Origin of the sequence: Olsenella uli DSM 7084, from assembly GCF_000143845.1 — a bacterium.
Lineage (GTDB): Bacteria > Actinomycetota > Coriobacteriia > Coriobacteriales > Atopobiaceae > Olsenella > Olsenella uli.
In genome coordinates, this window is sequence record NC_014363.1 from 781055 (window position 1) to 800237 (window position 19183).

At 65.6% G+C, this 19183-nt stretch carries 12 protein-coding genes and 1 riboswitch; of the genes, 10 read left to right on the plus strand and 2 right to left on the minus strand.

Annotation, left to right across the window (positions count from 1 at the left end):
- Positions 1-59 precede the first annotated feature (59 nt).
- From dnaE to OLSU_RS03500, 9 genes are all read left to right on the plus strand, one after another.
- Positions 60-3968 carry a DNA polymerase III subunit alpha gene (gene dnaE / locus OLSU_RS03460; RefSeq protein WP_013251567.1) on the plus strand — a complete coding sequence of 1303 codons (3909 nt, stop codon included), beginning with the start codon at positions 60-62 and terminating at the stop codon, positions 3966-3968.
- Positions 3969-4009: 41 nt separating this feature from the next.
- A complete protein-coding gene (locus OLSU_RS03465; RefSeq protein WP_013251568.1) occupies positions 4010-5941 on the plus strand; it encodes an NAD(+) synthetase in 1932 nt (643 codons plus the stop codon).
- 79 nt (positions 5942-6020) lie between these two features.
- The gene (gene ruvC / locus OLSU_RS03470) at positions 6021-6677 is read left to right on the plus strand and encodes a crossover junction endodeoxyribonuclease RuvC (protein WP_013251569.1); all 657 of its coding nucleotides are present in this window, start codon (positions 6021-6023) and stop codon (positions 6675-6677) included.
- A complete protein-coding gene (ruvA, locus tag OLSU_RS03475) occupies positions 6674-7303 on the plus strand; it encodes a Holliday junction branch migration protein RuvA (protein WP_013251570.1) in 630 nt (209 codons plus the stop codon). The genes ruvC and ruvA overlap by 4 nt, the downstream gene beginning before the upstream one ends.
- Entirely contained in the window at positions 7303-8373 is a 1071-nt protein-coding gene (ruvB, locus tag OLSU_RS03480; RefSeq protein ID WP_013251571.1) for a Holliday junction branch migration DNA helicase RuvB, read from the plus strand. The genes ruvA and ruvB overlap by 1 nt, the downstream gene beginning before the upstream one ends.
- 41 nt (positions 8374-8414) lie before the next feature.
- Complete coding sequence (locus tag OLSU_RS03485; RefSeq protein WP_013251572.1) at positions 8415-8807, plus strand: hypothetical protein; 393 nt, start codon at positions 8415-8417, stop codon at positions 8805-8807.
- Between the two features lie 57 nt (positions 8808-8864).
- A riboswitch (cyclic di-GMP riboswitch) is annotated at positions 8865-8938 on the plus strand.
- Between the two features lie 286 nt (positions 8939-9224).
- Entirely contained in the window at positions 9225-11630 is a 2406-nt protein-coding gene (locus OLSU_RS03490; protein WP_013251573.1) for a Cna B-type domain-containing protein, read from the plus strand.
- Positions 11631-11901: 271 nt separating this feature from the next.
- Positions 11902-12105 (plus strand): cold-shock protein, encoded by a 204-nt coding sequence (locus OLSU_RS03495; RefSeq protein WP_013251574.1) that lies wholly within the window; start codon positions 11902-11904, stop codon positions 12103-12105.
- Between the two features lie 157 nt (positions 12106-12262).
- Positions 12263-13696 carry a Sapep family Mn(2+)-dependent dipeptidase gene (locus tag OLSU_RS03500; RefSeq protein ID WP_013251575.1) on the plus strand — a complete coding sequence of 478 codons (1434 nt, stop codon included), beginning with the start codon at positions 12263-12265 and terminating at the stop codon, positions 13694-13696.
- Between the two features lie 16 nt (positions 13697-13712).
- Here the strand turns inward: OLSU_RS03500 and OLSU_RS03505 are convergent, their stop codons facing one another.
- A complete protein-coding gene (locus tag OLSU_RS03505) occupies positions 13713-14441 on the minus strand; it encodes an HAD family hydrolase (protein ID WP_013251576.1) in 729 nt (242 codons plus the stop codon).
- A gap of 176 nt (positions 14442-14617) precedes the next feature.
- Here OLSU_RS03505 and OLSU_RS03510 point away from each other — a divergent pair, with 176 nt between their 5' ends.
- Complete coding sequence (locus tag OLSU_RS03510) at positions 14618-16030, plus strand: Sapep family Mn(2+)-dependent dipeptidase (protein ID WP_013251577.1); 1413 nt, start codon at positions 14618-14620, stop codon at positions 16028-16030.
- A 145-nt stretch (positions 16031-16175) separates the two neighbouring features.
- Here the strand turns inward: OLSU_RS03510 and OLSU_RS03515 are convergent, their stop codons facing one another.
- On the minus strand, positions 16176-18827 hold the full coding sequence (locus OLSU_RS03515) for a bacterial transcriptional activator domain-containing protein (protein WP_013251578.1): 2652 nt from the start codon (positions 18825-18827) through the stop codon (positions 16176-16178).
- Between the last annotated feature and the right edge of the window lie 356 nt (positions 18828-19183).

Genomic DNA, 19183 nt, shown 5'->3' on the forward strand with positions numbered 1-19183 from the left:
GGCTCGCGCGCTATGATGGTCAGTCAGCGGAAAACCTTGCGCACGACGGAGGTTCGCACATGGCGTTCGTTCACCTGCACAACCACTCGGACTTTTCGATCCTCGACGGCGCGACGCCCGTCGAGTCCCTGGTCAAGCGTGCCGTCGACCTCAAAATGCCCGCCGTGGCGCTCACGGATCACGGCTACCTCTTCGGCGTCCCCAACCTCGACCTCGAGTGCCGCAGCTACAACGACGTCCAGGCCAACATGAAGCAGTGGCGCCACGACGTCGAGTGCTTCCAGAAGGGCTGGGAGCTCGAGGAGCCCGCGCCCGACGCGGCGGAGGCGGACTACTTCGACCGCGTCCATGACCAGTGGGCGTCCGACCTTGCGACGTGGGAGTCATCCGGCCACGACCTCGCCGCCGTCAGGGCCAACCGCCCCCGCCTCAAGATCAAGCCCATCTTCGGCTGCGAGGCCTACTTCATCACCGATGACTGCATCGAGCGCGGCACCAAGCAGCGGCGCTATCACCTCATCCTCCTCGCCAAGAACGAGCGAGGCTACGTCAACCTCATAAAGTGCATGTCGCAGGCCGCCGGGCACGAGATGATGTACTACAAGCCCCGCACCACCCTGGACATGCTCAAGCGCTACCACGAGGGGCTGATCTGCCAGAGCGCCTGCGTCCAGGGCATCATCCAGCAGCGTGTCATCGAGGGCGACGTCGAGGGGGCCCGCCAGTGGGCGCGCACCTTCCAGGACGTCTTTGGCGACGACTTCTACATGGAGATCCAGGACCACGGGCTCGAGTTCCCGAACGGCTGGAACGACCGCAAGCTGGACGAGTACCTCATCAAGATCGCCGACGAGCTGGGCGTCAAGGTCGTCTGCACCAACGACATCCACTACCTCACCCGCGAGGACGCCTCCACCCAGGACATCCTCTCGTGCATCGGCAAGGCCACGACCATCGACGACAACTCCCGCATGCGCATGGAGGGCACGGAGTTCTACATGAAGAGCGAGGAGGAGATGCGCCAGCTCTTCTCGTGGTACCCCCAGGCATGCGACAACACGCTCGAGGTCGCGGACAAGTGCGACTACGAGCTTGACTGGAACTCCATGTACCTGCCCGAGTTCCCGGGGCTCCGCAAGGGCGAGACGGCCGAGGAGCGCTTTCGCGAGGAGTGCGAGCGCGGCCTGGCCAAGCGCTACGGCGAGGGCTGGCGCGACCTCGAGATCGGCGGTTGGAACGTGAGGGACCGCTTCGAGCACGAGTACAAGATCATCACCGAGAAGGGCTTCGCCAACTACTTCCTCATCGTCCAGGACTACGTGCAGTGGGCCAAGGATAACGGCATCGGCGTGGGTCCCGGCCGTGGCTCGGCGGCGGGCGCCATCGTCGCCTACGCCATGAACATCACCAACTTCGACCCGCTCGAGAACGGCCTGATGTTCGAGCGCTTCCTCTCGCCCCAGCGCTCCGAGATGCCCGACATCGACATGGACTTCGATGACGAGCACCTCCAGATGGTCCTCCAGCACGTGCGCGACGTGTACGGCGAGGACCGCGTCTGCAAGGTCATCACCTACTCGACCATCAAGGCCAAGCAGGCCATCAACGACGCCAACCGCGTCTTGGGCTTCCCGGTCTACATGGGGCAGCGCCTCTCCAAGATGCTCTCGAACGACCCCAAGCTGACGCTCCCCAACGCCCTCCACAAGAACGAGAAGAAGCCGGACCAGTACTCTCCCGACTTCGAGGAGGCATACAACAAGGACGCGGACGCGCACCGCATCATCGATGCGGCACTCTCCATCGAGGGCTTCATGCGTGGGGAGGGCGTCCATGCCTGCGCGACGCTCATCGCGCCGACGCCCGTCACAGACCACGTGCCCACCAAGCTCGACACCAAGGGCAACGTCACCATCACCCAGTACGAGGGCCACTCGGTCGCGGACATGGGCCTCCTCAAGATGGACTTCCTGGGCCTGCGCACGCTCACAGTCATCAACAAGGCGCTCGAGAACATCCGTCGCAGCTACCCCGACCTCTCTCGCGCAGACGAGCTGCCCGAGCAAGTCAGGTCTGCCATCAAGCCCGGGGCGACCTGCGTGGACCTTGACGTCGACAAGTGCGACTTCTCTGATCCCGCCATCTACGAGCTTCTGGGTTCCGGCCACACCGCCGGCGTCTTCCAGGTCGAGTCTGCGGGCATGACCGCCACCATCAAGGGCATGCAACCCACCGAGTACAAGCACATCGTCGCACTCATCGCCCTCTATCGCCCAGGCCCCCTGGGCGCCGGCATGGTCACGAGCTACATCAACCGCATGAACGGAAAGGAGCCCGTCGTCTTCTACGACGACCGCCTCTCGGACATCTTGGACGAGACCTACGGCACCATGGTCTACCAGGAGCAGGTCATGCAGATCTCGATGAAGATGTCCAACTTCTCGCCCGGCGAGTCCGACGGTCGCATCCGCAAGCCCGTGGCCAAGAAGAAGATCAAGATGCTTACGAGCCAGGTCTTCCACTGGGAGGGCGACGGCGCCGACGAGACCATCTACGACCACTGGATGAACGGCGCCCTTGGCAACGGCTACCAGCGCGACGTCGCCCAGCGCATCTGGGACGACGTCCTGGAGTTCGCCTCCTACGCGTTCAACAAGTCCCACTCCGCCGGCTATGCCATCCTCGTCATGCAGACCGCCTGGCTCAAGTCCCACTTCCCCCGCGAGTTCATGGCCTCCGTCCTCACGTCCTACATGGGCAAGACGGACAAGATCGTCCACTATGTCACGTCCTGCCGCCGCGAGGGCATCGACGTCCTGCCCCCTGACGTGAACGAGTCCGGCAAGGACTTCACGGCCACCCCCCAGGGCGTCCGCTTCGGCTTCGCGGGCATCCGCGGCGTGGGCGACGGCGTGGGCGAGGCCATCATGGCCGAGCGCGAGGCCCGGGGCCCCTTCAAGAGCCTCCATGACTTCTGCGAGCGTGTCGACGGCAGCCAGGCAAACCGCCGCGTGGTCGAGGCCCTCATCAAGTCGGGTGCCTTCGACTCGACGGGTTACCCACGCAAGCAGCTCATGGGCTTCGTCGACAAGAACGACCCTGCCAACATCATCGACGCCGCCGCCAAGCGCCAGAAGGACAAGGCCAACGGCCAGGTCTCGATGTTCGACATGTTTGCGGACGTCGCCGGCGCCGGCTTCGAGGACGACATTCCCGAGCCCAACCCCCACGACGAGTGGGACCGCAACACGAAGCTGGCCCAAGAGCACGAGGTCCTCGGCATCTACGTCTCCGACCACCCGCTGCGCCCGTATGAGTATGCCATCTCCAAGGCGCGTGACTACACGCTGAGCGAGATAGAGGAGTCCGAGGAGGTCGTCGACCCCGTCTCGGGTGCCGCCACCACCCGCTACAAGGTCCCCGAGGGCAAGCCCATACGCCTTGCGGGAATGGTGCCTGTGGGAGGCGTGGTCAAGAAGGTGACCAAGAAGGGCGATCAGATGGCCATCGTCACCTTGGAGGACATGGAGGGGGAGGTGACGCTCGTGGTCTTCCCCAAGGCGTACAGGGAGTGTGCCGCCGCCCTCGAGGGCGAGGTCGACGAGCAGACTGGCGAGCGCGTGGGCAACGTCTTCATCGAGGCGACCGGCAGGCTCGAACGCGGCGATCGTGGCATCCAGGTCATCGTGAGCTCCATATCGGCGATGGAGCTCAACGAGCACACCAACAGACCCAAGGTCATCGAGGTCTACCTGCCGCTGCGCATGCTGTCGACGGGACGCATGGAGGCACTCCAGTCGATCTTCTCTCGCTACGGGGGCATGGACCGCGTCGAGCTCATGGTCGAGAGCGCATCGGGCGACCTCATGCGCATGGAACTGCCGACCAAGGTAGACGCCCGCAACATGGTCCTCATGGCCGAGGTGAAGGACTTCGTGGGTGCAGAGGGCCACGTCCAGGTGGCGTGATCCCTCTCGCCGTGCCTTGGGATGGGTGGGAGGAGCCCCGCATGAAGATTGGCATCGCACAGATCAACACCCGCCCCGGGGACTTCGAGACCACCTCCGGGCGCATGGTCGCGCAGAGCGAGCGCGCCGCGCAGGAGGGCGTCGAACTGCTCGTGTTTCCACTTGCGGCGCTCGCAGGCGTCGAGGCCGCGGCACCTACCGACCAGGGGGACTTCTACCTTGACATGGCCTGCACCCTGGAGGGCCTCGCACAGGCGCTGGCGTGTCCCTGCGTCGTGGCGTTCGTGTGCGACCTTGGGGAGGGGACGTTGGCGCCCCTGGCGCTTTTGATCGAGGGCGGTCGCGTGCGCCCCCTTGGCTTCGGGCTTGCCCTGGGGCCCGAGGGGCCGGGAGGCGCTAAGGACGAGGGTGACGCCCCCGCGTACGATCTGCCCGAGGTCCGGATAGGCGACCTGTCCTTTGGCATCGCATTCGGCTACGAGGACCTGGACGACTACGACGACTATGACTTCGACGTGGACGCCATCCTCTACCTCTCCAGTTACGGGTATGCCGCTGACGACCCCTCGTCCGCCCTCGGGGCGGCGCTCTCCGAGAACCGCTTCGTGGGCGACGCCCTCAAGACGGGCGCCTGGATCGTGGGGGTGGGTTCCCTGGGAGGCTACGGCATGCAGGTGTTCACGGGATCGAGCTTCGTGCTTGACCCGACGGGCGCGCTCAGGGCATCGGCACCGGGCTTCGAGGAGTCCTTCGTCACCTGTGACATAGGGGGCGCCTGTCAGGCGGGACGTGTCGGGTCCCTGACGCCCGAGGTGTATGACCGGCCCTTCCACCTGTGGCAGTCCCTGTGCGTCGGCCTTCGTGACTATCTTGCCAAGGAGCAGGTCAAGGACGTCGCCCTGGTCGTCGACGGAACGCTGCGCTCCCTGGCTCTCGCGGCGCTCGCCACCGACGCCCTCGGTCCGACCCATGTACATGCGCTCGTCGACGTCGCCCGCCCAGGTGTTCGCGTGGGTGCCGCGGACGGCCTGGTGCGCTCCCTGCGCATAGACGTGCTCCCGACGCCCCCGGCAGGTGGGCTTGAGGTGCCATCCACGGGGGTCGCCACCGGCCACCCCCAGGTGCTACGTCGTGGCATCGTCGGGGCGTACCTTGCAGCCTGGGCCCACGACCTGGGAGCCCTTGTGCTCTCGTCCCTCGACAAGACGACGCTGGCACTCGAGGGGATGCCGCACCACGCCAGCGCCGCAGCCCTCTGCCCATTGGGTGACGTCTACCTCGAGGACATAGTAGCCATGGTCCGCATGCGCAACACCGTCTCGCCCATCCTGCCCCCTGCCATCCTCGAGCAGTGGGAGCTGCCCGTCGTCGCCGGCTACGACCGCCATGGGGTCTCGGGCGAGGCGTGGACTATGACGATCGGCCTCATCCTGTCGGAGCACCTCGAGTGGGGGCGCACGGTGGGTGAGATAGTGCAGGCGGGTGGGCAGGACCCCGCGCTCGTCGAGGCCACGCTCGCCGCCCTCGATGCGGCTGGGCCCTGGCGCGCCGGTCGCATGCACTGCCTGTCCGCAAGCACGGCACCGCTCGTCGAGGCGTGCCGTCCGCCCGCGCTTGCCTGGCGCGACCACGTCCGTGGCGACGGGGGGCAAGACGGCTTCGACGCGCTCGCACGCCTCCTTCTCGCCGTCGGCCCCGAGCCTCGCGTGAGCGACGGGGGCGAGCTGGGGGACGAAGAGGGTGCCGATTGGGACGCGGATGAGCGAAGTGCCACGAGGGAGATAAGCGACGCCCTCGGCTTCCTGCGTGACTTCTCGATCGGCGGCGGCTTCAGGCCGACGGGCTTCGGCGAGCCTGGCGGGGGGCCGCGCACGGAGGGCGCCTCTCGGGGGGACGACGGCCGAGGGCCTGACGGTGCCTCCGAGCGGGAGGGGCCAGGGGCGCCCTGGCCGAGCCCCTTCTCGCAGAACTGATTTTCGGCGAGGCCATCCCGTGCGATCGGACGTATGCTAGGATAGAACGAACGTTCTAACGTACGATGCTGGAGGGCATGTGATCATACTTGGGATAGACCCAGGGCTCGCGAATACCGGTTGGGGTGTCATCGAGACGCGCGGCACCCTCTGCCGCGCGCGGGCGTATGGCTGCATCAGCACAAGCTCCTCCGAGACGCTCGACCGTCGCCTGGGTGCCATCTACGATGGGCTCTCAGAGGCGATAGGGACGTACCAGCCCTCGCAGCTTGCCATAGAGAAGATCTTCTTCGGCGAGAACACGCGCTCCGCCCTGGCGACGGCACATGCCCGTGGGGCGGCGATCGTGGCCTGCTCCCGCATGGGACTCGAGATGGGCGAGTACACTCCCATGCAGATAAAGCAAGCCGTCGTGGGGACGGGGTCGGCTGACAAGCGCCAGGTCATCTACATGGTCAGGAACATCCTCGACCTCGATCACGACCCGAGGCCCGACCACTGCGCGGACGCACTCGCCGCAGCGGTCTGCCATGCCAACCTCACGCGGACCAAGAGGGTCACCCGTGACGCCGCGGCCGCCCAGGTGCTGGCGCAGGAGAGGGCCCAGGAGGCCCAGGATCGCATCGAGGCCCGCGAGGTGACCGCCGCCGCGACCGCGGCCCACGTCTCGCGCTCGATGGAAAGCGGGCGCGCGGCCCTGGGCCACGCGCGGCAGAGCAGGAGGAACAGCCGATGATCGTGCAGCTGACGGGAACCCTCGTCGAGGTGCTCCCCACCCATGTGATAGTCGACGTCGGTGGTATCGGCTACGAGCTTGGTGTGTCGGCAACCACGGCTGCCTCGCTTCCCGCCGTAGGCGAGGCCGGCGTCACCCTCCTTGCGCGCATGCTGGTGAAGGAGAGTGCGGTCGAACTCTACGGCTTTGCGTCGCGCGAGGAGCGAGCGGTCTTCGACCGGCTCGTCGGCGTCTCCGGCGTTGGGCCAAAGCTTGCGCTTGCCGTGCTCTCGACCTTCTCTCCCGCCTCGCTCGCAACTGTCGTGGTGACCCAGGACGCCACGCGCATGGCCACGGTGCCCGGCGTCGGCAAGAAGAAGGCCCAGCGCCTCCTCATGGAGCTGCAGGACGTCTTTACCAGGGACACGGAGCTCAGGGGCCTTGTGGGCATGAGCGAACCTGCGCCCCGGTCCCCCCTCGCCAACACGGCCGAGTCCGTTCAGAGCGACGCCACCTCGGCACTGCTCGCCATGGGCTTCACGCCCCAGGAGGCCGAGCTCGCCCTGAGGGGCCATGAGGATGCGGGTGCCCTGACGGTCGAGAAGGCGATCTCGTATGCGCTGAGGCATCTGGGAGGTGGTGCCTGATGTGGGAGGCCGACAGGGAAGACCTGTTCGAGGAGGGCCACGACGCCGCGGCCGCGGCACGCTCCTTGGGACAGCGCAGCGTGTCTGCCGAGCTCACCACCGACGACCTGGACGTGGAGCACAGCCTGCGTCCCGTCACGCTTGACGAGTACTGCGGCCAGGAGCGCGTCCGCGAGAACCTGCGCGTGTTGATCGCCGCAGCCAAGGACCGCCACGAAACCCTCGATCACGTGCTCTTCAGCGGCCCCCCGGGCCTGGGGAAGACCACGCTCGCAAACGTGGTCGCCAACGAGATGGGCGCCCGTCTCAGGACCACGTCAGGCCCCGCCATCGCCCGCACGGGCGACCTCGCCGCCATCCTCACGAACCTCGAGGAGGGCGACGTCCTCTTCGTCGACGAGATCCACCGCCTCAACCACCAGGTCGAGGAGGTGCTCTATCCGGCGATGGAGGACTTCTTCCTCGACATCGTCATCGGCAAGGGCCCTGCCGCGCGCTCCATCAGGCTGGACGTCCCGCATTTCACCCTCGTGGGAGCCACTACCAGGACGGGCCTTCTGACCGGTCCGCTGCGCGACCGATTCGGCATCTCGTATCGCCTGGACTACTACACGATCGAGGAGCTGGCGGGCATCGTGAGGCGCTCCGCCAGGATACTGGGTGTGGAGATAGACGACCAGGGCGCCGCCGAGATCGCCTCGCGCTCGCGCGGCACCCCGCGCCTCGCCAATCGCCTGCTCAAGCGCGTGCGCGACTATGCCCAGGTCAAGGCCCAGGGTTCCGTTGCCTGGGACGTCGCGGCCGAGGCGCTCTCCTTCTTCGAGATCGACGAGATGGGCCTCGACTGGATGGACGTCAAGATTCTGGAGGCGCTCACCAGGACCTTCCGTGGCAGGGCGGTCGGCCTTACGACCATCGCGTCTGCGGTGGGGGAGGATCCCTCCACGCTCGAGGATGTCTACGAGCCGTACCTGCTGCAGCGCGGACTCATCGTCCGCACGCCCCAGGGGCGCCAGGCCACGTCGCTCGCGTTCGAGCACCTCGGCGTGGCGTCCCCTCCGTCCGCGTAGACGCCCCACTCGTTCCCACGTCCGTTCCTCTTGGAGGGAAGATGCTTCAACGAGACTACATCCTAGAGATCATCGCCCAGTTCGTGGAGGTGGTGTCGCGCTCGCTCAGACGTGCCGTTGCCGAGAGGGACGAGGCTGCCGTGCTCGAGACCGAGGAGGCCATCGCGGGTCTGCTTGATCTTGACCCCCAGGTCGCGATGCAGCTTGCACCCGACTCGCTCGTCACCATGATGCTCCTCTCGGGCATGGGAGACTCCGTGGCCTCATACGTGGCGTATGCCCTGCGTGCCGTCTCCGGTGCCTATGGAGGCATGGGGAGGCCAGACAAGGCAAGGCTGCGCGCCGAGCAGGCTGAGGCCATCGAGGAGTCCTTCGGATGCGGATGCGAGGTGCCCGCTGAGTTCGAGGAGCTTGACAAAGCTCTCCACTCTTGATGCTGAAACCATCCCAAGGGCCCATCAGTTCTTGATCGGAGACTACATTTCGCGTATATTTCAGCTAAGTAAAACTGTCGAAAGGCAGTGACGTAAAGCTATAGGGCCTGGAATGGCAGCCAGCTGCAATTTTCTCTGGTAGGGAGGACGGCGTGGCTGTTTTCTGCATAAGGTCGAAGATCGACGCGCATTCACAGGGTGCGCCATGCCGTGGGGAAGTCTGTCCCGCTTGCTGATGCGGTCACGCTTTGCACCTCCGGTCGTCGCCACTCTCGTCGATGAATGGAATTGTCCGTAGAGTCAGGAGAAAGGAAGTGGGAATGTTACTGAAGAGGTTGCGCTACCTTCTAGCGGTCGCCCTTGCCGTAGGGATAGTGGTCGGGGGGGGGTCATGCCTTCGCCGATAGCGGCGTACCCGTGAACGTCAACATCACGAAGTTCCAGATTCTGAATCTCAATAAAGAAGAAGTGCACACAATCTATCAGAGCGATAGGTTCTATCTCGCGATGGACTGGGACGCCAGCGCCGCGGGGACGAGCATCCACGAAGGCGACTACTTCGACATCACCCTTCCGGACAACATGAAGTTCCCGTCCGGCACGACCGCGCAGGACTTCGATCTGAAAGACGTCGACGGAAACGTCGTGGCGAAGGCCCATGTCACCCCTGGGCCAGGCGATGTCGGCGGCACGGTGCATGTCACCTTCACCAAGGCGGTGGAGAACAAGTACAACGTCAAGGGCACGATATATCTGGCCGCTCAGTTCGACGAAACGAAGATAATAAAAGACGCCGAGAACGTCTTCACCATTACGGTGAATTCGCAGGCGGTTAGCGGCAGCGTGATTGTCCAGGGGGCCAAGCCGCTTCAGGACGAGCCCCTGGCTAAATGGGGTAAGCCCGTGCCTGGTCATGAAGATCAGGCCGAATGGAACGTCCGTATCAACCATAAGAAGGCTAACCTTCCCAATGCGGTGATTTCTGACAGCCTGTCCGGCGGCAACGGGGACGAGCGTTATATCGAGGACAGCTTCAAGCTTCTCGAGGTCGAGTTCAACGAATATGGAAGTATCGTCCAAGAGATTCAGACGATCGATCTGACAGGCAAGCTGCAGTTAGCCCCCGATGGCCGGTCGTTCACCATCAATCTGGGGAACGTGAACGGCAAACAGTACCGTTTGTATTACAAGTCGACGTACCATGCGGGTACGGTTCTCAAAAATAAAGCGACCCTTGACGCGTCGTCGGCTCATGAAGAGATCTCCTATTCCTACCAGTCCGCCGAATCCGGTGGCACCGCCGGTGGCGACCTGGCGAGCAAGATCAAGCTGACCAAGGTCGATGGTGACGACAACTCCATCCCGCTCAAGAATGCCGTGTTCACGGTGACCAGGCCCGACGGCACCACCTTCGAGCTCACCACGGGCGCCGACGGCACGGTGACCTCGGGCGTCCTTGTGCAGGGCACTTACAAGGTCAAGGAGAAGACCCCGCCTGACGGCTACGAGCTCAACGGCAACGAGTACACGCTCGAGGTCACACCCACGGGCGGCGCGCTCAAGACTATCTGCGACAGGCCCATCAAGACCAGTGCCAGCGTCACGAAGAGGTGGGTCGGCCCCGAGGGCGGCGAGGTGACCGCGCACCTGCTCGCCGACGGCGTCGACACCGGCAAGGAGCTCAAACTCAACGCCGGCAACAACTGGACCGGGTCCTTCGACAACCTGCGCAAGTACAAGGCCGGCACCGCCACCGAGATCGTCTACACCGTGAAGGAAGACCCGGTGGCGAACTACGATAGCGACGTCGTTGGCTCCATGTCCTCCGGCTTCACCATCACCAACACCAACACCGAGACCGTGGAGGTCTCCGGCGCGAAGTCCTGGGACGACGATAACGACCGCGACGGCGTGCGCCCCGCGTCCATCACGGTGAACCTGATGCGCGACGGCGCCAAGGCCGACTCCAAGACGGTGACGCCCGACCCCGCCGGCACGTGGGCCTATTCCTTCATGGGCCTTCCCAAGTACGATCCCGCCGACGGCCACGAGTACGCCTACGCGGTGACCGAGGAGGCGGTCCCGAACTACGCCACCGAGGTGAACGACACCGACATCGTCAACTCCTACACGCCCGGCAAGACCTCGGTCACCGTCACCAAGGCATGGGCCGACGCGAACAACCGGGACGGGATCCGTCCCGCGAGCGTGAAGGCCCAGCTCTACGCGAACGGCAAGCCCCTGGGCGAGCCCGTGGAGCTCTCCGATGCCAACGGCTGGACCCACACCTGGACCGGCCTGTTCATGAAGGAAGCCGGCAAGGACATCGCCTACGAGGTCAAGGAGGTCTCGGTCCCGAGGGGCTACGAGGCCTCGGTGGCCGGTGACGCCAAGGCGGGCTACACGCTCACCAACGCCCATGAGCCCGAGGCCGTGTCGATCCCCGTCGTCAAGAAGTGGGTCGGCGGCGAGGGCGGCGAGGTGACGATCCACCTGCTCGCCGACGGACATGATACGGGCAAGTCGCTGAAGCTCAACGCCGGCAACGGCTGGAAGGGCTCCTTCGACGGCCTTCCCGCCTTCGAGGGCGGCGAGCGGATCGCCTACACGGTCTCCGAGGACGCCGTGGAGGGCTACTCCTCCAAGATCGAGGGCGACGCCTCCAAGGGCTTCACCGTCACCAACGCCAGGGGCGACAAGCCCAAGGCCGCGACCAGGCTGCCCCAGACCGGCGACGCCGCCGACGCCTCCGCACTGGCCGCCCTCGCCGCCTCCGGCCTCGCCGTGGCCGCGGGCGCCCTCCTGCGCAGGCGCGAGGGGTAGGTCCCCCGCCCCCACGCGCGGCAGGCCACCTGCCCGGGCGGCCCCATCGGGGCCGCCCGGCCCTTTGCGCATTGCCCACCCGCCATGCCCCATCCAGGGGATATCGCGTAGTCCATCTGCCCTCAGGCGTCAAAACCGGTCTCAAACTTATGTTTATGCCCCTGCTGTCTGTCGTTATGAGGTAAGATGGTCCCTGTGATCGAGGGGTCACACTTGTAGCGCGCGAAAGCGCATTGTTTTCGCCCCTAGGGGCAAGAAAGAAAGGCACGACATGGCACAGGGTACTGTTAAGTGGTTCAACCCGGACAAGGGCTACGGCTTCATCTCTCGTGAGGATGGCGACGATCTGTTCGTCCACTACTCTGAGATCCAGATGGATGGCTTCAAGACCCTGGACGAGGGCCAGGCCGTCGAGTTTGACATCACCACCGGTCAGAACGGCAAGCTGCAGGCTTCCAACGTCCGCAAGGCATAGGCAAGGCCAAGCCCTATTCCATAGAGCTGGCGGGAGAGTCGCTTCGGCGGCTCTCTTTTTCTTTCCTATCTGCGGCGGGCAGGCCCCACCAAGGTGTCAGGGCGTGTACCATGACGTGGTCAACGAGATGCGCCGCAGGGCGCGGAAGGGGTGCCGCATGACCGACGAAGAACTCAAGGTCCGCGTCGATGCCTACGTGAACGAGGTGTGGGAGAGTGTCGTCGAGGACATTCGCTCTCTCGTGAGGATCCGTTCCGTGGAGGATCTGGATGCGGCGCAGGAGGGAAGGCCCTATGGCCCGGCATGCCTCGAGGCGTTGGAACGGGGCCTTGAGATCGCCTCTCGCCTGGGCCTTGACGCCCACAACTGCGACGGGCACATCGGCTATGCCGACCTTGCCGGCTCCTCCGAGCGCTACCTTGCCACCATCGCGCATACCGACGTGGTGCCCGAGGGGCTTGGCTGGAGCGTTGACCCCTACGACGTGACCCGTCGCGAGGGCTATCTGCTGGGTCGTGGCGTCCTGGACGACAAGGGTCCCTTCGTCCTGTCGCTCTATGCCGCCCACTTCCTCAAGCGCCTGGTCGACGAGACGGGAGAGAGGCTCCCGTACACCCTCCGTTGCATCGTGGGCAACGAGGAGGAGACGAACATGGGCGACCTTGACTGGTACCTCGAGAACTACCCCGAGCCCGAGTTCGCCTTCACGCCCGATGCGGACTTCCCGCTCATCTGTGGCGAGAAGGGCGTCTTCCATGGGCGCTTCGGCATGGTGGGGAGCTCGGGCGGTGCGGGTGAGAGCCGTATAGTCGAGATGGACGGTGGCACCGTGGCCAACGCCATCCCCGGCCTCGCCACGGCCGTCGTGCGCGCCGATGCCTCCAGCCTGCCCGCGCGCGCCAACATCGACGTCGAGCCGGCGGGAGACGGCCTGGCACGGGTGCGTGCCCACGGCAGGGGAGGCCACGCCTCGCTTCCCGAGGGAACGCTCAACGCCATCGGCCTGCTTGCCGACTACCTCATGGATCACGGCATCTGCTCAAAGGACGAGCGGCGCTTCCTGGTCCTCGAGCACGCCCTGTGCTCCTGCGGCCACGATGGGGCCGCCCTGGGCATCAAGGCATCCGACGAGCGCTTCGGCCCCCTCACCGTCATCGGTGGCACCGTCCGCATGGTGAACGGGCACCTGGTCCAGACTTGTGACGCGCGCTATCCCTCATCCACCGACGACGAGAGGATCGCTCGCACGCTCACCTCGTTCGCGGAGGGTCACGGCTGCACGTTCGACGTCGATGCGGTGAAGGTCCCGTTCTACGTCGAGCCTGACTCTCCCGAGATCAGGACCCTGCTTGACACCTACGACGAGTACACGGGCAGGCGCTCCGAGGCCTTCGTGATCGGCGGCGGTACCTACGCACGCAAGTTCAGGCGCGCATGCGCCTTCGGTCCGCACGAGCCCGACGAGGACGTGCCGAGCTGGGTCGGCCCGGAACACGGTGCGGACGAGGGGATAAGCGAGGCGAGTCTCCGCCGTGCGCTGAAGGTGTACATCGTCTCGATCTGGCGCCTGATGCAGCTGTCGTACCAGTAGGCCTCACGCCCGAGCCTCAGGCCCGAGGCCCGGGCGCGGCACCGGGGCCTATGTCTCGCCAGTCGTCCAGCCACAAGTCTGCGGCAGACCTGACCTCATCGACTCGCTGTACCGGGTCGAAGGACCTCACGCCGCAGGTGAGCATGCCCACCGATGAGGCGGAGTGCAGCCCCGTGGCGATGTCCTCGAACACGATGCAGTCGGTGGGCTCGACGCCCAGTCGACGTGCGGTCTCCAGGTAGATGTCGGGATGGTCCTTGGGACGTGCGACCTCGCCGCCGTACACGCATACCTCGAAGAGCGCCTCGACGTCCACGTGACGCAGGGACTTGAGGACATCCCTGTCGTTGACGGTCGCAAGTGCGACGCGCACGCCCCTCTCGGTTAGGGCATGTACGTAGAGCTGCACTCCCGGACGTAGCGTGGCGTGACTCTCGAAGAGGGCTCGGCCCATGCGCTTCCACTCTTCGCAGACCTCCGCCACGGACTCCCTGAGACCGAAGGTCTCGATGGTGTAGCGTGCACCCGCATCGAAGCCGAGCGAGGAGAGCATGCGGGGGTACTCGTCGGTGTAGGGGAGGCCCCGCGAACTTAGGAAGGCCCGGTCGACCTCGTGCCAGATCGTGGCGGTATCCGATATGGTTCCATCGAAGTCGAAGATGGCGGCCTTGAACCGCGGCGGCCAGAGCGCGTGGGGGGTCTGCTGCACCTGCGTCCCTTCCTTGGGGTGGGGGCGCATGATCATAGCACGTCCATGCGTGGGGCCCTGCCGTGGACGTCAGCTGTGCACAGCGTCTGCGCCCATCGCCTGCGGCTGACATGCTGCCGCAGGCGGAGCCCCGTCCCCGAAATGTTTCGTGAGCGTTACACTGTTCTCGCTATTCGAAAAAGCATCCCTTCTATGCGAAAGGAATCCGTCACATGGCAGATGAGGAACTGAAGAGACAGGCGCATGACTTCGTCGAGGCCAACTGGGAAGACATCGTGAAGGACATCGAGGATCTCGTCGCCGTCCGCTCGGTCGAGGACATGGAGCACGCGACCGAGGGCATGCCCTATGGCCCTGCCCCATACGAGGCCCTGCGCAGGGGCGTCGAGATCGCCTCGCGCCTGGGACTTGACGCCCACAACTGCGACGGGCACATCGGCTATGCCGATCTCGTCGGCAGGTCCGAGAGGCAGATCGCGATGATCGCCCACACGGATATCGTCCCCGAGGGCACGGGCTGGCACTTCGACCCGTTCAAGGTGACCCGCAAGGACGGCTACCTGATCGGCCGTGGCGTCCTGGACGACAAGGGCCCCTTCGTCCTCGAGCTCTATACGGCGAAGTTCTTTGCCGAGCAGGTTGCCCGCACGGGGGAGCGGCTGCCGTACACCCTCCGCTGCATCATCGGCAACAACGAGGAGACCGACATGCGCGATGTCGAGTGGTACCTCGAGCGCTACGAGCAGCCGGAGTTCCTGTTCTCGCCCGACGCCGACTTCCCGCTCATCTGTGGGGAGAAGGGTGGCTTCTCGGCCACCATCCGCTCCGGCAAGGTGTCTGACGTGATCGTCGACTTCGATGGCGGTACCGTGGGCAACGCCGTTGCCGGAGAGGCCACGGCGACCGTCAGGGGTGACGCGCGGCTCCTCGCGGGGACCGACCGCATCGACGTCGAGGATGCCGGGGAGGGCCTTGTGAGGCTCACGGCCCATGGCATCGGGGCGCACGCCTCGACGCCCGAGGGATCCGTCAACGCCATCGGCCTTCTGGTGGACTATCTCCTGGCGAACGGCCTCTACTCCGACGCCGAGAAGCCCTTCCTCGACATGGAGGGCCTCGTGTTTGGCTCCACGGACGGCTCGACGCTGGGCATCGCCGCCACCGATGACCTCTTCGACCCGTTGACCTGCATCGGTGGCACCATTCGTACCAGGGACGGAGTCTTCGAGCAGACCATCGACTCGCGCTACCCGACGTCGATCACCGGTGAGGAGATCGCCCGGCGCGTGGGCGCCCTCTGCGAGGCGCATGGCTGCACGCTGACGGTCGACCTCGACATGGTGCCCTTCTCCACCGACCCCGATTCCGAGGGCGTCCAGGCGCTGGTGGGCACCTACAACGAGTACACGGGTCGCAATGACCGGCCGTTCACCATCGGCGGCGGCACCTACGCCCGCCACTTCAAGGCCGGCGGCGCGTTCGGCCCCAACGACCCCAGCTTCCCGATGCCCGAATGGGTCGGTGCCGAGCACTCTGCGGACGAGGGCTTCTCCGAGGAGCAGTTCAAGCGGGCCCTGGAGATCTACATCGTCTCCGTCGCCCGCCTCATGAGGCTCTCGTTCTAAGCCGTCACGCTGTGCCCCGGTTCTCGTCCCGCCCGAGAACCGGGGTCACGTCCTTTTGGGTTGCCAGCTCCTTGTCGAGCGCCGCCGCATTCTCGGGGGCATCTGACAGGGACCCATTGTATGCGGGCGTGGCGATCCGTCGGGCCTAGCGGTCCGGCTCACCCTCTATCGAGCGGATGACGTTCATGATCACGTCATCTCCCGTGAAGGCCCCCAAAAGGCCGATGAAGTTCCGAGCCACGGGGAAGATCTCCGCATCGAGCGAGGCTCGTGCGCAGTCGTAGACGATTCCCGCCGTCTCGTCCGTCGGCGCGACGGGTATGTCGTGTGCCCTGAGGACCTCGACGATCTGCGTCCCGCTCAGCCCGTGCCGAAGGCTTCCCGGGTTCCGCATGGAAAGCACGGCCATCTCCATCGAGACCGTCGGAGCCATGGACGGCATGAAGCGCAGGGCGCAGACATAGCACGCCTCGGCGGCCAGGAGGTTTCCCGCCTGCCACTGGAACGACGCCATACGGTAGTAGGCCAGGCCGAGCCCCTCGGGGTCGTGCGCGATGGAGAGGAGCTCCCTCAGCTCCTCGATGGCCTCGTCGGCCCTTCCGAGCTCCTCCAGGCACTTGACAAGGTGGAGGCGGGCACGGGCGCCCATAGGGGCAAGCTCGACGATGCGCCGTGCGCCTGCAAGCGCCTCCTCCTTACGGCCCTGGGACAGCTGTGCGAGCGAGAGCAGGAGGTGTGCCTCGAAGTAGGCGTTGGGCACCAGCATGAGGACCGTGTCGCCCCCGAACACGCGGTTGTGGAGCGCACGGTCGACGTAGCTCGAGAAGTAGCGCCACTCAGTCGTGGGCGTGTCACGATACAGGCCGGCGCGGTCGATGGGCCCGAGCGCCCGCGAGAGAAGCTCGGACGCTGCGGGAAGGTCCTTCTCGGCCAGGAGCCCCTTGGCCCTCGCCACGGCGCGGGAGAGCGCGTCGCCCGCCACGAAGTCCTCTCCGACGGAGGGCGCGTCGGAACCGATCGTACCCTCGACCAGGTGGCGGACGGTACGCACCGCGGCGTCACGCACGCTGGGGTCGGGGTCGTCGCCGGCCACGTCCATGATCATGCGGACGTTCCTCTGGGTGGCGTCGGGCTCTGCGGCCGAGACGAGCCTGCCCATGATGCTTGCGGCGACGAGGCTGCGCTGGTCGCCCTCCTCGATCGCGAGGCCGCTCACGTGGTCGGTGCCCAGCGCGCGGGCTATGTCTCCCGTCAAGCGCCGGTTGGAGAGCGAGACGCTCTCGTAGCGACGAGGTGGGCAGAAGCGCGGCTCGGACAGGGAGACGCTCTGTTCCACGGGACGCAGGATGTCGTTTTCGAGACGGATGTTGGGCACGAAGGGGCGCCAGGTGCGCGCAAGGTCGTCCACGTGCGCCATGTCGAGGCGGGAGAAGCGCCAGCGGTCGAAGTCCACCGTGAAGTAGCACCAGCGCCGCCGGGCGGTCTCGAGGGTGCCCACAACCCAGACGTGCTTGACCTTGGTCGATGCGCGGAAGGCGAAGGCCGCCAGGAGCAGCGCGACCCTCCGGGCGTAGGCGGATGCCGCCTTGCGGCGCATCTCGCGCGAGCTGGAGACGATTCCCAGGCCCGGCACGAACATGGATGCGGGGAAGGCGTCCTCGGGCGTGAGGCTCAGCTCGAACGACACGTTGCCATCGGCTACGTTCGTGCGGAAGCTTGCGTTCAGGCGGTAGGGAAGCTGGGCCGATTCCATGGCCGTGGAGATGGCGTTGCGTACGGCCCATTCGCCGTCGGAAGGTTCGGAGTCCCCGTGCGTGATGGGCTCGTCGATGTTGGGCGACTGTGCACAGACGGACTGCAACAGGCTCTGGTTCAGCTTGTAGGCGTCGGCCTCGGTCACGGTCGAGGGGTCGTCGAAGTAGGTGGTGGCGTAGCGCAGGGCGTTGAGGGCCGCCTCGAGCGCAATGACGCGGACCTTGGCGAGGTAGGGCAGGCGGGGACTCGCCACGCGCAGGTAGAGCATGTGGGACGTGCGGGGGCGTACGATTCGCATGCGCGGCAGCTCGACGTCCTTGGCGAAGAGCCCCGCCTCCTCGAGCTGACGTGCGGCATAGAGCTCGAGCTCGGAGGGGGCGACGAGGGCCTCGGCAAGAGGGTTCGCGTCAGATTGGGGCGTGGCGTCGGCCTCGCGCCTGGTGCCGTCCTCAGCCTCGGACGTCATGCCATTCTCGGACGTCGCGTTGGCCATCGCCTGGCGCGTGCGGATGTCACCCACGAAGAGCTTGAGCTCGGCCAGGGGGTCGTCCGTCGCACAGATGTGCTCGGCCAGTGCCTCGAAGTCGAGTCGTGACCTTGCGGGCTGGGGCTTTACGGGGGCGCTGGGCTGCCGCGCCCGATGCCCTTCTGCTGGGGAGGACTCTCCTGCGGTGGCGGCAGCCATGGCGGGAGCAGCCGTCTCGACTGTGGCGGAAGCCCTGGGGGAGGTCGTTGCGTCGTCCATGGGAGGGGTGGACATGGGGCCAGCGACTGTGGAGGGGGCGACAGACCCGTGCGCGGGTTCCCCTCGCCCCACGCCGCCGCACTCCCGGCGTAGCGTTCGGGCGAAGAGCGCCGTGGCGACAAGGACCCCCGTCGCCACAAGGGCGACGATCGACCAGGGTCCGCCTCCCTCCTCGACTGCGGATAGGAGGGACGTGGTGGTTGCAAGCAGAAGGGTCGCCTCGGCGAAAAGGATGACGAGGCCCTGTATCGTGGCCGTTGTCGTGCCTCGATGGTCTTTTGGGTGCTTCCTGCGCATGAGACTCCCGTGAAAAAGCCGACTGGTTGTCTGTGTATATACCCAAACGGGCTTGCGAGCGGAGTCCACCCGGATGTCCGACGCGGGTCGGGGGCGTGAGCCGGGCGCGTTGGTTGGGGGTCTGGGATCGCCAGATGGGAGCCATGAGGCTGCCACGGGTGCTACCAGGCGCATGTTTTCATTCGTCCGTTCGCCGACGAAATCAAACCGCTCGCACGTAGAGTCTGATTTCTTGTTGTCGGAATATGCCTCCGCATAGAATGCCACTTTCATACGTGCACATGGCAAGAAGGGAACAAGCCATTCGGCAGGGCTCATAAACGACGATTAACTGCGGCGACTGCGAGGGCGAAAGC

Coding starts and splice junctions, on each gene's coding strand:
- OLSU_RS03500 (WP_013251575.1), top strand. CDS start 12,263: ATGACCGACGAAGAACTCAAGGTCCGCGTCGATGCCTACGTGAACGAG.
- OLSU_RS03495 (WP_013251574.1), top strand. CDS start 11,902: ATGGCACAGGGTACTGTTAAGTGGTTCAACCCGGACAAGGGCTACGGC.
- OLSU_RS03515 (WP_013251578.1), bottom strand. CDS start 18,827: ATGCGCAGGAAGCACCCAAAAGACCATCGAGGCACGACAACGGCCACG.
- ruvA (WP_013251570.1), top strand. CDS start 6,674: ATGATCGTGCAGCTGACGGGAACCCTCGTCGAGGTGCTCCCCACCCAT.
- OLSU_RS03510 (WP_013251577.1), top strand. CDS start 14,618: ATGGCAGATGAGGAACTGAAGAGACAGGCGCATGACTTCGTCGAGGCC.
- OLSU_RS03505 (WP_013251576.1), bottom strand. CDS start 14,441: ATGATCATGCGCCCCCACCCCAAGGAAGGGACGCAGGTGCAGCAGACC.
- dnaE (WP_013251567.1), top strand. CDS start 60: ATGGCGTTCGTTCACCTGCACAACCACTCGGACTTTTCGATCCTCGAC.
- OLSU_RS03465 (WP_013251568.1), top strand. CDS start 4,010: ATGAAGATTGGCATCGCACAGATCAACACCCGCCCCGGGGACTTCGAG.
- OLSU_RS03485 (WP_013251572.1), top strand. CDS start 8,415: ATGCTTCAACGAGACTACATCCTAGAGATCATCGCCCAGTTCGTGGAG.
- ruvB (WP_013251571.1), top strand. CDS start 7,303: ATGTGGGAGGCCGACAGGGAAGACCTGTTCGAGGAGGGCCACGACGCC.